Annotated in this window: 11 protein-coding genes; 5 read left to right on the top strand and 6 right to left on the bottom strand. The window is 65.1% G+C overall.

Features of this window, described 5'->3' with window-relative positions; all coding sequences use genetic code 11:
• Positions 1–215: 215 nt before the first annotated feature.
• The 3 genes from AAFP32_RS00225 to AAFP32_RS00215 are packed head-to-tail and all read right to left on the bottom strand — an operon-like array spanning position 216 to position 4,550.
• Complete coding sequence (locus AAFP32_RS00225) at positions 216–2,774, bottom strand: cytochrome b/b6 domain-containing protein (RefSeq protein ID WP_350270111.1); 2,559 nt, start codon at positions 2,772–2,774, stop codon at positions 216–218.
• 1 nt (position 2,775) lies between these two features.
• Positions 2,776–3,762 (bottom strand): electron transfer flavoprotein subunit alpha/FixB family protein, encoded by a 987-nt coding sequence (locus tag AAFP32_RS00220; RefSeq protein WP_350270110.1) that lies wholly within the window; start codon positions 3,760–3,762, stop codon positions 2,776–2,778.
• Between the two features lie 11 nt (positions 3,763–3,773).
• Complete coding sequence (locus AAFP32_RS00215) at positions 3,774–4,550, bottom strand: electron transfer flavoprotein subunit beta/FixA family protein (RefSeq protein WP_101618986.1); 777 nt, start codon at positions 4,548–4,550, stop codon at positions 3,774–3,776.
• A 367-nt stretch (positions 4,551–4,917) separates the two neighbouring features.
• Here AAFP32_RS00215 and AAFP32_RS00210 point away from each other — a divergent pair, with 367 nt between their 5' ends.
• The 5 genes from AAFP32_RS00210 (at position 4,918) to AAFP32_RS00190 (ending at position 9,728) form a co-directional block, all read left to right on the top strand.
• Positions 4,918–5,376: an Lrp/AsnC family transcriptional regulator gene (locus tag AAFP32_RS00210; protein WP_101642782.1), complete on the top strand. Its 459-nt coding sequence runs from the start codon at positions 4,918–4,920 to the stop codon at positions 5,374–5,376.
• Between the two features lie 136 nt (positions 5,377–5,512).
• Positions 5,513–5,998, top strand: coding sequence for a DUF6176 family protein (locus AAFP32_RS00205; protein ID WP_350270109.1), 486 nt, complete (start codon positions 5,513–5,515; stop codon positions 5,996–5,998).
• 111 nt (positions 5,999–6,109) lie between these two features.
• The gene (pdhA, locus tag AAFP32_RS00200; protein ID WP_350270108.1) at positions 6,110–7,222 is read left to right on the top strand and encodes a pyruvate dehydrogenase (acetyl-transferring) E1 component subunit alpha; all 1,113 of its coding nucleotides are present in this window, start codon (positions 6,110–6,112) and stop codon (positions 7,220–7,222) included.
• Positions 7,219–8,238: an alpha-ketoacid dehydrogenase subunit beta gene (locus tag AAFP32_RS00195; RefSeq protein ID WP_350270107.1), complete on the top strand. Its 1,020-nt coding sequence runs from the start codon at positions 7,219–7,221 to the stop codon at positions 8,236–8,238. The genes pdhA and AAFP32_RS00195 overlap by 4 nt, the downstream gene beginning before the upstream one ends.
• Entirely contained in the window at positions 8,238–9,728 is a 1,491-nt protein-coding gene (locus AAFP32_RS00190; RefSeq protein WP_350270106.1) for a dihydrolipoamide acetyltransferase family protein, read from the top strand. The genes AAFP32_RS00195 and AAFP32_RS00190 overlap by 1 nt, the downstream gene beginning before the upstream one ends.
• 432 nt (positions 9,729–10,160) lie before the next feature.
• Here the strand turns inward: AAFP32_RS00190 and AAFP32_RS00185 are convergent, their stop codons facing one another.
• The 3 genes from AAFP32_RS00185 to AAFP32_RS00175 all read right to left on the bottom strand — a co-directional run bounded on the left by AAFP32_RS00185 (position 10,161) and on the right by AAFP32_RS00175 (position 14,420).
• On the bottom strand, positions 10,161–11,366 hold the full coding sequence (locus AAFP32_RS00185) for an acyl-CoA dehydrogenase family protein (RefSeq protein WP_350271514.1): 1,206 nt from the start codon (positions 11,364–11,366) through the stop codon (positions 10,161–10,163).
• 109 nt (positions 11,367–11,475) lie between these two features.
• Positions 11,476–12,810, bottom strand: coding sequence for a beta-ketoacyl-[acyl-carrier-protein] synthase family protein (locus AAFP32_RS00180; protein ID WP_350270105.1), 1,335 nt, complete (start codon positions 12,808–12,810; stop codon positions 11,476–11,478).
• Positions 12,807–14,420 (bottom strand): class I adenylate-forming enzyme family protein, encoded by a 1,614-nt coding sequence (locus tag AAFP32_RS00175; protein WP_350270104.1) that lies wholly within the window; start codon positions 14,418–14,420, stop codon positions 12,807–12,809. Before AAFP32_RS00175 ends, AAFP32_RS00180 begins: the two co-directional genes overlap by 4 nt.
• Positions 14,421–15,011: the final 591 nt, after the last annotated feature.

Below are 15,011 nucleotides of genomic sequence, written 5' to 3'. Positions count from 1 at the left end.
AAGTTGCACTCATTGCAACCTCGTTGCATCAACGATAGAGGCAGCGAAGTTCCCGGTCAAGGGTTGTCGTCAAGGAAAACGTGCGCTGGGTCGAGAAGAACTTGCCAACCGTTGGCGCGCACCGTCACCCGCAGGACGTATTGCGGCACAACGAAGGCCCCTGCAGAACTCAATCGTCCTGCAGGGGCCTTAGAGATCCGGTGCTGCGAATCCCGCTAGCGACTGGACACTCGCCCGAACATATTCGCAATCGGTGCCAAGAGCATCGGCCTGGCGGCGAACCAACCTCCGGCAATGACTGCCAGAGACGCCACGAACCAGATGAATCCGATCCAGTTCAGATCATCCGAACCTGCGTACATGTGGTTGAGGTTCTGCCGCATTCCCGTCGCGAACACGAGGAACACGTGGATGAGGATGAACACCACGAAGAAGATCATCGTCGGGAAGTGGATCGCACGCGCCAGTGGTGCGGGATAGATCTTGTTGAGCTTGGTGGCGTTCTTGGGCCACCATTCGCTCATCCGCACACCCGTGATGGCAGCCAGCGGCGCCGCGATGAACACGACGATGAAGTACATCAGCTGTTGGAGGGAGTTGTAGTTGACCCATCCGTCCTCTGCCGGCCAATCCAACATCGCGTACTGCAGCATGGCCGAGACCGCATTCGGGAAGACTTCCCAACTCGTCGGCACGATCCGCGCCCAGTGCCCGGAGATGAACAGCAGGACCACGAAGATGACGCCATTGGCCAGCCACAGAAGATCGATGCCCGTGTGGAACCACAGGTTGATGCTGATCTTCTTGCCACCCTTCTTCGGGGTGTAGAAGGCCGGCGGCTTCTGCTGGTGGCGCACCTGCAGACCCGAACGGATGATGAGGACCATGAAGAAGACATTGAGGAAATGCGTCCACCTCGCCCAAGCAGGGAAGCCGTCATCGACGAACTCCGGCAGGTGATACTCGCCCGGGTAGCGCTCGAGGAATTCGGGGACACCGGGCAGAGTAGTCAGTCCTCGTGCCGCGAGGACGAGGATTCCGGCCACGACGACGAGGCCGCCGAGACCGAGACCACCGAGCTTCGCCCACTGACCCAAAGATTTGGAACCGATCATCGTCGGTTCCTTCTTCTTCGCGCCATCCGGCTTGGCCGCGGCCGAGGCGGAAGTCGATTTCGCCGGTGCGGAGCTCGACTTCGCGGCAGGCTTGTCGGCCTGCTTGGCCGCTGGCTTCGCGGTCGGCTTGTCCGTGGTCTTCGCAGCAGGCTTGGCCATCGGCTTCCGCTGCGCCGGTCCTGTGGACTTCGGCGATCCGGAACGGGCCGGCTTCTCCTCCGCCGAGGTGGCCGCTGGCTTCTCGTCAGCACTCGAGGAGGCAGCTGCGCCACCGGCTGCACCGGCACCAACGGCTGCAGCTCCCGGGGCGGCGGCTGGAGCTGCCGACGAGGAGTCGGAATCCGCCTGTGCGGACGTGCCTGCCGACGGCTTCTCAGCGGGGGCAGCAGAGTCCGCGGCTGTGGCGGCGGATGTCGGAGCAGCGCCGGTCGACGTGGTGTCGGCCGAGCCTGCACCTGAAGCGTCGCCTCCGGTCGAAGCAGAGGTGGCCGTGGCACTCGCCGGGGCGAAGCCTTCGGGTGGCCATGGATCCCCACCGACGACGCGAGGCAATCCGCGGCGCAGTGGCGTGTCGCTGAGTTCGCCGGAGGATTTCTTCCCGGACGCGGCGACCGCCGCACCAGCGGCGGCAGCGGCACCGGCGGCACCGGCAGTCGCGGCGGCAGCCGGACCAGCGCCGGCAGCCGGAGCTGCGGAGGACGTGTCGGCCTTGGCCGCAGCAACATCGGCAGCCGGTGCTTCGTCGCCGTTGGCGACACCAGCATCAGCAGAAGTCTCGGCCGCAGGAGCACTTGATGGTGCCGAACTCGACGAGGCGGCCTTGGCACCGGCGGGCGCGAACCCTTCTGGCGGCCAGGGGTCGCCACCGGCGACCCGGGGCAGGCCACGACGCAGAGGAACCTCGGCTGCGCTCTGACCACCGGAGGCGGACGCGACTGCGGCTGTGCCGGCAGCGGCTCCCGCACCTGCAGCCGCGGCAGCGGCCACCGGAGCGGCGGCAACCGGAGCATCGGCAGCTGGTGCAGCCGAGGGCTCGGAATCGATCTGAGCTTCCGGCTCACGCTGGGCATCCGAAACAGCGGGTGCGACATCCGGGGCAGCAGGTGCCGCTCCCGAACCGGAAACAGCAGAGGCAGCAGAAGTGTTGGAGGGAGCCTTCACACCGGCAGGTGCGAGGCCCTCGGGCGGCCATGGGTCGCCGCCTTCGACACGGGGCAGACCACGACGCAGCGGAACCTCACTGCTCGCCTCAGCCACAGAATCGGACGACTGATCCTGAATCGCATCGGAGTCGGCCTCCGAATCGGAGGCAACGGCGGCAGTACCAGCAGCTGCGCCTACGGCGACACCGGCCGCGCCAACCGCCGCGCCGGTCCCGACGGAACCGGGCTCATCGGCGGGCTCTTCGCCCGCAACGGTCTGCTCGACCGCGGCAGGCTGCTCGGTCTCTACCGAGTCATCCACCTCGGCGCCGGAATCAGTCGATTCCGACTCGCTGGACTCGTCCAGCACTGCCGAAGCTTCCGGCTCGAACGACTCTTCCGGCACAACCGAGGCGCCCGGCTCGAGCGGCTCACCGATGGTGCCTTCTGGGGGCCATGGCTCACCGCCCGGGACTCTGGGCAGGCCCGAGCGCAGCGAACTGGAGTACGTGGCCATATCAGGACTTGTTCTCTTTCAAGGTCTCGATCGACTGTGGGACGACCTTGAACAGGTCGCCGACGACGCCGTAATCGGCGATGTCGAAGATCGGCGCTTCGCCGTCCTTGTTCACAGCGACGATGGTCTTCGAGGTCTGCATGCCCGCCTTGTGCTGGATCGCACCGGAGATGCCGAGTGCGACGTAGAGCTGCGGCGACACGGAGACACCGGTCTGTCCGACCTGGTGGGACTGGGCGATGTACCCGGCGTCGACGGCCGCGCGTGAGGCACCGACAGCCGCACCGAGAGCATCGGCGAGTTCGCCGACGAGCTCGAAGGACTCTTCGGAGCCGACACCGCGGCCACCGGAGACGACCTTTGAGGCACCGCGCAGCTCGGGACGCGAAGAGACCTCGACAACGGCTTCGAAGGATTCGATCTGAGCGGAGCGTTTGCCGGAATCGGCAACGTCGAGGGCCTGGGAGTTCGCCGACTGCGCTTCCCCACGGGTCTCGATTGATCCCTGGCGAATGGTGATGACCGGAGCACCGAAGGTCGGTGCCGACGACGCGGTGTAGCCGCCTCCGTAGACGGAGTGGTTGGCCACGATGCCTTCGCTGTCACGCTCGATGCCGAGGGCGTCGACGCAGACAGCCGAACCGCTGCGGACTGCGAAGCGTCCGGCGATATCGCGGCCGTCGATCGAGTGCGAGAGGAGGATAGCATCGGGTGCGACAAGGTCGCTGGCGGCACTCAGGGCGTCGACTGCGAAGGTTCCGAGAGCGGAGTTGCCCTCCGGCACCTCGGCGATGAGAACCTGAGTGGCGCCCAACGCTGCGGCCTGCTGCGCAGCCGACTCACCCTGACCTGCAGGTGCGAGGACCAGCGCGACGGGTGTCCCGGCCTCACCGGCGCCGCCGAGCAGTTCAGCGGCAGGCTTCTCCAGCTGACCTTCGGAGTCGGCGGTGATGACGGCGAGAATGGAGTCTTGTGGGAATTCGGACATATCGATTCTCCTTAGGCCAAGCGGTTCTTGATGAGGAATTCGGCGAGCTCTGCTCCGCCGTTTCCTTCGTCGACGATCTTCTCTCCGGCTTCACGCGGCGGCTTCTCGGCCACCGTGACCATGATCGATCGTGCTGTGGACTGGTCGTTGGCATCGACCTCGAGGTCCGACAGCGCGATGACCTCGAAGGGCTTCTTCTTTGCTGCCATGATGCCCTTGAAGTTCGGGAAGCGGGCCTCGGGAAGCGCCTCGGTGATGGCGATGACGGCTGGAAGCTGTGCACTGACTTCCTGCTTGCCGCCCTCGACTCCGCGGGTCCCAGCGACCTTGCCGTCGCTGATCTCAACCGAGGTCAGGCCAGTCACGTGAGGGAAGTCCAGGTGTTCGCCGAGCATTGCGGGCATCATGCCTGCGTTGCCGTCTGTGGAGATGTTGCCGGTCACGACGAGGTCGTAGCCTCCCCGGCGAATGGCAGCTGCCAGGACTTCGGCGGTGAGGCCGAGGTCCGCACCGAGGAGCTCCTCATCGGAGACGTGCACGGCGTTGTCCGCTCCCATGGCCAGGCCCTTGCGGATCGTGGCGGTCGCGGTTCCGGGTGCCATCGAGATGACGGTCACCTCGGTTCCATCGCTGCCGTCCTTGTAGGACAGGGCGACTTCGAGCGCACGCTCACCGATTTCGTCGAGGACCGCTTCCGAAGCGGAGCGATCCGCCAAACCGGTCTCCAGATTCAGTTTCCGATCCCCGTATGTGTCCGGGACCTCTTTGACCAACACCGCGATCTTCAAGGATGACTCCTATTCCGTGGGGCAACTCCAGCTGCAATGAGACTTCTGCCTCATAATCTACAGTCAGCACGTTCTCGTCCGACACCCGGGTCCAAGACGAAACCCGGAAAAGTACTCAGTCAGACATCCTACGTCCTGTGTGCCGCAGCGGACATACCTATTGTACGAACGTTCGAACAAATTATACCCGGAGCTCGCCGTTGCGACCTCATCGTGGTGCACGAAGCGGTGACAGGAAGCGGGAGGAGCGCGCACAGAGAAGGGGCCCTAGAATGGAGCCACCGACCGTGACCAGGCACCGGATGCAACCGAGATCGGGAGTGAACCGGTGAGTCCGACGCCCGCATCAACGTTGAAGGAGCGCCTCGTGGCATTCGACCTCGACGATATCGACCGCAGCATCATCGCTGCCCTCGTCGACAACTCGCGTCTGAGCGTCCGCCAACTGGCCGCGCGGGTGCACATCTCCCGGTCCGCCGCCCACAAACGCTTCTCGGTTCTCGTCGAGTCCGGGGCGATCAGGAAATTCACCGCCGAGGTGGACCGCAGTGCGCTGGGCATGACAGTGACCGCGGTGGTCGTCGTCAAGATCGGTGATCGGCCATGGCCCGAGGTCAGGGATGACCTCGCCGAACTTCCCTTCGTCGAGAAGGTCCAGGCCGTCAGCGGCGACATCGACGCTCTGGTGACCGTAAATGCTCCCGACAACACTGCACTGTCCCAGGTCATTCTGCGCAGAATCCACGAAGTCCCGGGTGTGGTGTCATCGCGCTCACTCCTGATCCTCGATGAAGCGGAAGGACACCGGCCCGGTTCGGGGCACTGAATCGATCGATTCCGGCCACTGGCTGAGTCAATTTGTTGTGCAGAACCGACCGCTATTTCCGCCTAGGACCGTCATGAGTTCAGATCTGGACACAGACGTTCATCTCTGGACACAGACTCTGTGCGATAGTCGAAACATGCCCGATGATGCGCGCCCGCCCCAGATCCCGTTCACCCCTACCCCCCGCCACTTCCCCGGCCACCCCCAACCGACATCCGTCCCGGACGGACTGAGACTCGAGCTCAGTCGTTCGCGCATCGTTGCAGGCCAGGAGGATGTGTTCGACGAGTGGATGACAATGCTCAATGATCGTCCCGACGAACTGCAGCAAGGCCTGTCCGCAGAACGCCAAGTATTCGAAGCCACGTTTCGCAGCGTCGAGTCTGATGGGTCCACGTGGATCTATCACCTATCACTCATGGGCGAAGACGGGGGCGGAAACGATCAGCGGATTCCGGTCGATGCCGACCACGCCGCCTACAGCCGACAGGCGAAAGAGCCCGGATGGGAGGAGCTCGAGCCTAGATTCATGCTCGCCCCCGAACCGCTGCTGGATCTCATGAAGCGCTTCGGCAAGACAAGGCAGGCCTCACCCGCCTCGCCGGAGCCAAACGTCCCTTAACCCCAGCGGCAACCGAGCACTTCGTCCACTCTTGCCGACACAAACGCACCCCCCGTCCGAACCTCCTCGCAGACCCTGGATCGGTGACTCGGGTCACGCCACCATGGGGCCATGACCATTGACGTTCCCACCTCTCGCTCTGACCGCTCATTGCCCCAGCTGCAGCCAGTCAGCTTCATCGGTGCTAACGGCCAGCCCACCGAGGTTCCCACCGATGGGCTGAGGATCCCGAGCGATCGCACCCTCCTGGGTCTGTATCAGAAGATGGTGCAGATCCGTCGGTTCGAGGCTCAGGTCACCCACCTGACCAGGCAGGGGCGACTCGCGACCTATCCATCCGCCGCAGGCCAGGAAGCCATAGAGGTCGGTGCCACCACCGCACTGGCACCGGGCGACTGGCTGTTCCCCACCTACCGCGACACTGCCGCTCTGCTCACTCGCGGTGTGCCTGTGACGGAGATCCTCTCCGCCTTCCGCGGTGACTGGCACTGCGGGTTCGACCCGAACGAATATCACACCTCACCTGCGGCGACACCGCTGGCAACGCAGACTCTGCACGCGACCGGCTTCGCCATGGCCGCTAAACTCAAGGGCGAAGATGCCTGCACCCTGACCTTCCTCGGCGACGGCGCCAGCAGTGAGGGTGACACCCATGAGGCCTTCAACTTCGCCTCCGTCTGGCAGACCCCGACCGTCTTCGTGCTGGCGAACAACCAGTATGCGATCTCGACCCCGCTGCGTGAGCAGTCGAACGCGACCATGCTCGCCGACCGCGCCGCCGGCTACGGGATGCCCGGCCTCCGCGTCGACGGCAACGACATCGCGGCAGTGTTCGCTGCCGTCACTGCAGCCCTCGAACGCGCCCGTGCCGGCGAGGGTCCGACGCTCATCGAATGCCTGACCTACCGGATGGAGTCGCACACGAACTCCGACGATCCCACGAAGTATCGTGAGGCCGAGGAGGTCGAGCATTGGAAGCAGTTCGATCCCATCGACCGCCTCGAGAAGCACCTGCGCTCAGCGGGCGTCCTCGATGACGAGCGCGCCGCCGAGATCACGGCGAGCGCGGAAGAGCTTGCCACCTCGGTCCGTGATGCCATGAACACCGAAGCGAAGGTCGACCCGAGCGAACTCTTCGACTACGTCTATGCGAACCCACGTGCGAACCTCGTCGCACAGCAGGCCAAGCTCGAGGCCGAGCTGGCAGCGGCGGCTCAGTCATGACCGTCACCGCGCTCACCACGGCAGAGGACGTTCCGGCACCAGCCCCGGTGACTATGACAAAGGCCCTCAACCAGGCTTTGCGCGACAGCCTGAGAGAAGACGAGAACGTCCTGGTCTTCGGTGAGGACGTCGGTCGCCTCGGCGGGGTATTCCGTGTCACCGAAGGCCTGCGGAAGGAATTCGGACCCGACCGTGTCTGGGACTCCCCGCTTGCCGAATCCGGAATCGTCGGCACCGCGATCGGCATGGCGATGGCCGGGATGCGCCCGGTTGTCGAGATGCAGTTCGACGCCTACGCCTACCCCGCGTTCGAGCAGATCGTGTCCCACGTCGCGAAGATGCGCAACCGCACGAAGGGACAGGTCAGCCTGCCGCTGACGATCAGGATTCCCTATGCCGGAGATATCGGCGGCGTCGAGCACCACTCGGACTCCTCCGAGGCCTACTGGTGTTCGACTCCGGGTCTGACCGTCATCACCCCCTCGAATCCGGCCGACGCCTATTCGCTGCTGCGCGAGTCCATCGCCTCCGACGACCCGGTGATCTTCATGGAGCCGAAGTCACGGTACTGGATGAAAGACGAGCTCAGTCTGCCGGTGCAGACCGCGCCGACGGATCGGGCGCAGGTCGTACGCGTGGGGTCGGATGTGACCCTGCTGGCCTACGGTCCCACCGTGCGCACAGCCCTGGCCGCGGCCGACGATGGTGCCGAGCATGGACTGTCGATCGAGGTCATCGACCTGCGGTCACTGTCGCCCTTCGACGATGAGACCGTATCCGCCTCAGTGCGCAAGACATCTCGTGCTGCGATCATCCATGAGGCCGCCCAGTTCGGCGGATACGGCGCCGAGGTGGCCGCCCGGGTCACCGAGGCCAACTTCACGCACCTGTCGGCCCCGATCCTGCGGATCACCGGCTTTGATGTGCCCTACCCGTCCCCGAAGCTCGAGGAGTACTTCTTGCCGACCGCCGAACGCATTCTCGACGCTCTCGAATCCTGGGATTGGGAGCTGTGATGAGTGCCGAGACGAGTCTGTCCGGTGACGCCCGCTCCGCGACGAGCGCCCGCGATTTCATCCTCCCCGACCTGGGCGAGGGACTGACCGAGGCCGAGCTCATCAGCTGGCTGGTCGATGTCGGCGACGAGGTCCACGTCGACCAGATGGTCGTCGAGGTCGAGTCCGCAAAGAGCGTCGTCGAGCTGCCATGCCCGTTCGCCGGTCGGATCCAGGCGCTGCACGCGAACCCCGGTGACACCGTATCTGCAGGTCAAGCCCTGCTCTCCGTCGCCGAGGCGGGTGCTGACTTGAGCGCGGACTCGAACTCGGGCGCCTGCTCCGGTTCCGTCTCGAGCGAGGCATCAGTCACGGATGCTGATTCGCACGGCGGCGGTGCGAACCTCATCGGCTACGGAGCGTCCGAGCCCAAGGCGCGGTCGACGAAGAAGCGGTCCTTCGGCACGAAGACTTCACAATCCGACTTCACTGCACCGTCGACGACTGCTCAGGCCGCAGAGCCGGCGGCCACTCCCGCGGCCGCGACCGCTCCCCCGGCCCCGGCTTCCGAACCCCCAGTCCACACAGCCGCCGAACCCCCAGTCCACACAGCCTCCCAACCCCCCGCCGAGGTGTCGGTCTCTCCGGTCTCCTCGCCCATCGTGCGCAAGCTCGCGAAGGACAATGGACTCAGCGCCAAACACCTCCCGGGCACCGGGCCAGGGGGTATCGTCACCAGGGCCGATGTGCTCAAAGCCATCGAATCGGCCACCACCACCTCGGCGGAGCCCGACTCGATCCCCGCTGGTGGCACAGCCGATCGCGATACCCGGACTCCGATCACGGGACTGCGCAAGGTCGTGTCCGAACGACTCTCGCAGTCTCGACGGGAGATCCCCGAGGCGACGATCTGGCTCGACGTCGACGCCACCGAACTGCTCAATACGAAACGCACCCTCGAGGCTCGGACCGGGGAGAAGTACTCACTGCTCTCGCTCGTGGCCCGCTTCGTCGTCGCCGGGCTGAAGAAGTTCCCGATCATCAACTCCTCGATCGACACCCAGGCCAACGAGATCGTCACCCACGGTGACATCAACCTCGGCCTGGCCGCGCAGACGCCACGGGGCCTCATGGTTCCCGTCGTCCACGGAGCCCACGAGATGAGCCTGCGAGCGCTGCGCGACTCCGTGTCCGAGACCGTCGGCAGAGCATCGACCGGCAAGTTCAGTTCTCGGGAGCTGTCCGGCGGCACGTTCACGCTCAACAACTACGGCGTATTCGGAGTCGACGGCTCTGCGCCGATCATCAACCTTCCAGAGGTCGCGATGCTCGGCCTCGGACGGATCAAGGACCGCCCCTGGGTCGTCGAGGGGGAACTCACCGTCCGCAAGGTCATGTTCCTGTCATTCGTCTTCGACCACCGCGCCTGCGACGGTGCCGAACCGAGCCAGTTCCTCACCTTCGTCGCCGGCTGCATCGAGAACCCGATCTCGCTGCTGCCGGAACTGTGATCAGCGGCTGCGAAGATTGTCTCAGGTGAAAAGGGTGCCTTCGGCTCGGCGCCATCGATATTTCTGTAAGTCTTTGTAAGTCTCCACGCTTTCTACATCCCGTGACGCACACCACTCACCTGGCGCAGGCCGCTGACCTGCGGTGCCCATTCGATGGGGACGAGGTTGCGCATGTCGGGACTTCACGATTCACCACCGCCGTCGGGGCCACCTCGGCGGCGGGCTCGTCGTCAGAGGAACATCTATTCGTTTTTCCGGCCTGCACGGACCAACGCCCCAGCCGGAAGACGGCGGCACCCACCCTCGATCAACTCCAAGCCTGAATATGTCGTCGCCGGCGACGACATATTCTCGACAACTAATGATCGAGCACAGATCACGCCCGATTCTGCCCAGGCGCGTTGACCGGCCGAGCGACTGCCCACCGTCCGCTCAGCCGTCGAGGAGGGCCGCGGCATACATCGGGCGGGCGGCGTCGGCGCTCGGCGGGTGGAACAGGCCAGCGGTCGCATCGCGGTAGAGGCGCGAGAGTTCGTGGCTGTTGTCGAAGCCGCTGCCACCGGTGCATATGAGTGCTGTCTCGGCCGCCTTCCGGGCCGCATCGGAGGCCTTGATCCGGGCTCCCACCAGGCGCAATGGCCAGCCCGCCCCATGGTCGACCAGATCGTCGAAGTCCCTGGTGTAGGCATCGAGCATGGCGGGGACGACGAGGTAGTCGAGGTGCGCATCGGCGAGACGCGCGCGAGTTTCGGGCACCTCGGCGAAGGTAGCTCCAGCCTTCGCGGACTTGCGCTTCTTCAGCCCGGCGGCACCGAGTTCGAGTGCACGGGCGGCCACACCGGCATAGACGGAGGCGATGAGCAGCTGGAAATTGCTGGTGATCGCAAAGGTCAGCGGGTCGGGGTGCTTACCGGCCGGGATGGTGCGCGAGACCCGTTCGGGGCGCATGGGCACCTGGTCGAGGATCGTCGCCCGCGACTGCGAGGCCCGCATACCCATGACGTCCCAATGATCAGAGACCGTGATGCCCTCGGCGCTGCGTTCGATGAAGCCATAGACCAGCTGCCCCTCCGCGGGCTCATCCGCATCGGGGCCCGCGATCCCCGTGCTGTTCTCGCCGATCGCCCCATGGACGATGATTCGCGTCCACACGGGTGAGAGCGAGGTGAAGATCTTCACGCCGGTGAGCAGATAGCCGCCGTCGGACGTCGGTTCGGCGACCGTGTTCGACCCCTGCATGACCCAATCATTGGACGGCTCGGAGATGCCGAAGGCGAAGATCTCTCCGGCCATCACCTCCTCGAAGACCCAGTTCAAGGAGGAGTCGCCGCGGTCGTTGAGGGCCTTGACGACGCCGGTGCACATGAGGTGCATGTTGATCGCCAGGGCCGTGGCCGGGGCCGCGGAGGCCAATCGCTGCTGCAGACGCGAGACCTCGTGCAGGTTCAGCCCGGGACCGCCGTAGGTCTCGGGAACGAACAAGGTGAGGTAGCCCAGCGACTTCAGCTCTTCGAGATCCTCGTCGAAGAAACGGTTCTCGCGGTCATAGACGCCCGCGCGTTCGCGGAAGCGCTCACAGACCTCGGCAGGGAGGTATTTCTCGGCCAATTCGCCGAGGTGGGTCTCACGGTCAGTCATCATGTCTCCTTGTTCACGGGATCAGTTGTTCACGGGATCAGTTGTTCACGGGATCAGTTGTTCACGGGATCGGCTGCTCACGGGGCCAGCTGCTCACCACATCAGAATGTCAGTCGGTGCGGGGCCGGCGCAGGATGATCGCACCGTTGTGCCCGCCGAACCCGAACGAGGTCGACAAGACCGTGTCGATCGGCTTCTCAGAATGAGGCACGGAACGTGCCTGATCAGCGACGATGTCCCATCCGCCGAATTCGCAGGCCTCGAGGTTGAGCGTCGGGGGCAGCGTCTGCTCCGCCATCGTACGGATCGCGATGATGGCTTCGACGACGCCCGAAGCACCGAGCAGGTGGCCAGTGGACGACTTCGTGGCCGTAATTGGAATCGAGTGGGCGGGGGCGCCCAGCGCCGCGTCGAAGGCATTGAGTTCTGCAGCATCGCCGGCGGGGGTGCCGGTGGCGTGGGCATTGATGTGGTCGATGCTCTCGGGGACCATTCCGGCATCGGCCAGTGCCTGACTCATCGCCGAGGCGGCACCTCGGCCATCAGGGTGCGGGTTCGTCGGGTGGTGGGCGTCGCTGGCGGCGCCGAATCCTGCAAGTTCAGCGAGCACCGCGGCGCCGCGGGCGGCGGCACCGGCCTCGGATTCCAGCAGGATCGCACCGGCGCCTTGGCTCATGACGAACCCGGACCTGGCACTGTCGAAGGGTCGGCTGGCAGATGTGGGGTCGTCTTCGAAGCCGGCGGCCAGCGCCCGCATGTTCGCGTTCGAGGCCAGATTGACCGAGTTGAGGCAGTCCTCCATCCCGACGACGAGCACCGCGTCGGCGTATCCGTGACGGATGCGCCGCATTCCCTCGCCGAGGCCGATCGCCCCGGACGCGCAGGTGGCCGACACGCCCTGTCCTGGCCCGCGGAAGTCGAAGCGCTGGCTCAGCAGCGCCGCAGACGAGTCGGGTGCGCCGTGGATCGCCAATGTCAGGGGAACCGAGCGGGGGCCCGCGTCGAGCAGGGAGCGAGTCGCGCTCTGCATGGCGTCGACCGGCCCGGAGCCGGTGGCAGCGATGACGGCGACGCGGGATCGGTCCCAAGGGAGGTCGCCGGCATCAGCATCATCGGTCTTCGCCCCCACGCCCGGACGTGTGATCCCGGCCTGTGCCAGGGCCTGGTCAGCGGCGGCGATGGCCCAATGCTGGACAGGGCTGAGACGGCGGGCGAGCGCTCGCGGCAGGATCGCCTCGGCGTCGAAGTCGCTGACCTGGCCGCCGATGCGCACTGCCAGATCCGCAAACTGCTCACCCTCGAGCACACTGATCGCGCTGCGGCCGGTGACCACGGAGTCCCACAGCGAGTCGACGTCATTGCCGCTGGGGGTGATCGCACCCGTTCCGGTGATGACGACGCGGCCGCCCTCGGTGCTCGGTGCGCTCCGGCCCTCTGGGCTCACAGCCGCTGTCCTTGTCCGTCCATGATGAGGTCAACGGTTTCGGCGCGCCGAATCTTCCCGCCGACCGTCCTGGGCAGGCGATCGAGCCGATAGATCCGGCGAGGAACGAACTGCGGTGCCAGGCGTGCGCGTGCATGATTGAGCAGCGCAGTCTTGTCTGCCACCTCCGCGGAGGCACCAGAACCCTCGGCGCCCGCACCGGCGCTGGCTTCGATCACGAGAACGATGATGCTGCCCAGCGCCGGGTCGTCGAGGGCGATCGCGCACACCTCGCCGAGGTTGCCGTAGGTCTCATACGCCCTTTCGACCTCCGGAAGTGAGACCTTGTGACCACCGGTGATCGCGATGTCTCCGGACCGACCGGCCAGCTGCAGCATGCCGTTTAAGATCCGCCCCTGATCGTTGACCGTGGCCCAGCCGTCGGGTCCGCGCAGCACTGCGTCGGTGGTGCCCGTGACGTAGCCATACGAACAGGCGGCGGCTCGGATCCACAGCGTGCCGAGTTCTCCGTCAGGAAGCTGACCAGCGCCCGCGTGCTCCCCAGATTCCGAGAGCGGGTGTTCGCCTAGGATCTGCACCCCGATGCTCGGGTAGATGGTGATCCAGGTGCCATCACCCTCGCGGCTGTCCCCGATGAAACCGATCTCTGCGGCACCGTAATAGCTGATCAGACGGGTTCCCGGAAGGATCTCGCCGAGGCGGTCGCGGATGCTCGCTGGCAGGTTGGCTCCACCGGTGACGACGAGGCCGAGACCTGTGAAACGTTCGGGATCACGGCGGGCCGCCTCGGCGAGGGCGCGGACGAGGGCGGGGACGGCGACGACGCGGGTGATCTTCTCGGCATTGATGCGCGCACCCATTGCGATCGGGTCGAATTCATCGGCGACATGCACGCTGCCTCCGGTCGCGAGACTCTCGATGACCGCGTAGAGCGTGAGGCTGTAGGAGACCGGACCGGGCGCCAGTGTCGCGACGCCGGGGCGCGGCTCGAGGTGGGCCGCGGAGACGGCGACATTTTTCCGGTACTGCTGACGCGTCTTGATGAAGGCCTTCGGATTGCTCGTCGTGCCCGAGGAGAAGAGCATGAGGAAGGGCTCACACCCGTCGCGGACGGTGGGTGCGGGGGCCGGGGGTGCAGACGGCTCACCAGAGGCGACAGTCTCCTGGGCCCGGGCGTCTTCGCGGGCTCGGAAGTCGGCGAGGCTGATGACTGTGCCGGTCCAGGAAGAGGCGGCGAGCGCCTCGGCGAGGGAGGGCGAGTCACTGATGACCACACCGATTCCGGTGGTGGCGATGACGCCGATCTGATGTGTCAGTGGCCAGCGCGGATCGATGGTCGCGGATACGGCGCGGAAACCCGCGAGTCCAGCGATGATTCGCGAGGTGTGAAACGCCGAGGTGACGCTGATGGCGGTGATGGGGATGCCGTCGGTCTCCGATGCGGGAGTCGGCGGATCGGCCTGCGCCCGATGCAGTTCGTCGACGACGGCGAACATCCGGCGAGAGTCTTCGACGAGCTCGGAGTACGTCAACCGCTCGTCGGCGCCGACAAGGGCGAGCTGTTCGGGATGGTTCCCCGCGACGTCGAGGATCGTCGAGGTGATCGGCACGTATGACCTCCAAATATCTGCGGTCCGGCTGGGTTCGGGATGTGCCCTCAGCTGGACAGCGGGCCCGGTCTGGGCCGCCTCCCCAGTATAGGAGTCACCGGCTGCATGAGGACGTAGGCCGCCCGGAGGCACACCTTCTCACCCGCAAATGGACCATTATCGGCGCCGATGATTCTTAATGATTCAGTTTCTAATCTGTAGTCATTCAATTATTGATCCGGGCCGGCAGGCATGAAACACCTGATCGCCTAACCGGATACATTAATCCGAAATCTCGGATGCTATTTCATCCTAGCCCTGTCACCTGCATCGACGATCCGTATTATCCGCTCTCGCTTGCCTCCGGTAACCATATGGAACAACTCAGCAATGTCGATATCTTGACACGCCACTAAGCGTCGTCATACGTTATCTTCGCTCCAACGAAATACTATTTCCATATCGTGGAATCATAGGCGCTGCCGCCTTCGAGTCCACCTCCATGTCACACGATCATCGACGACCGAGACACCAATGAAGGGACTCAACGTGGAGCCTCAACCCCAGCCGAGTGGCACCGATCCAGACGAGCTCAAGTTCACCCCCCTCCCC

The sequence above is a fragment of the Brevibacterium sp. CBA3109 genome, from assembly GCF_040256645.1.
In the GTDB taxonomy this organism is placed as follows: domain Bacteria; phylum Actinomycetota; class Actinomycetes; order Actinomycetales; family Brevibacteriaceae; genus Brevibacterium; species Brevibacterium koreense.
The sequence above is the reverse complement of the archived record's forward strand: the minus strand, read 5'-3'. Positions and strand labels throughout refer to the sequence as shown.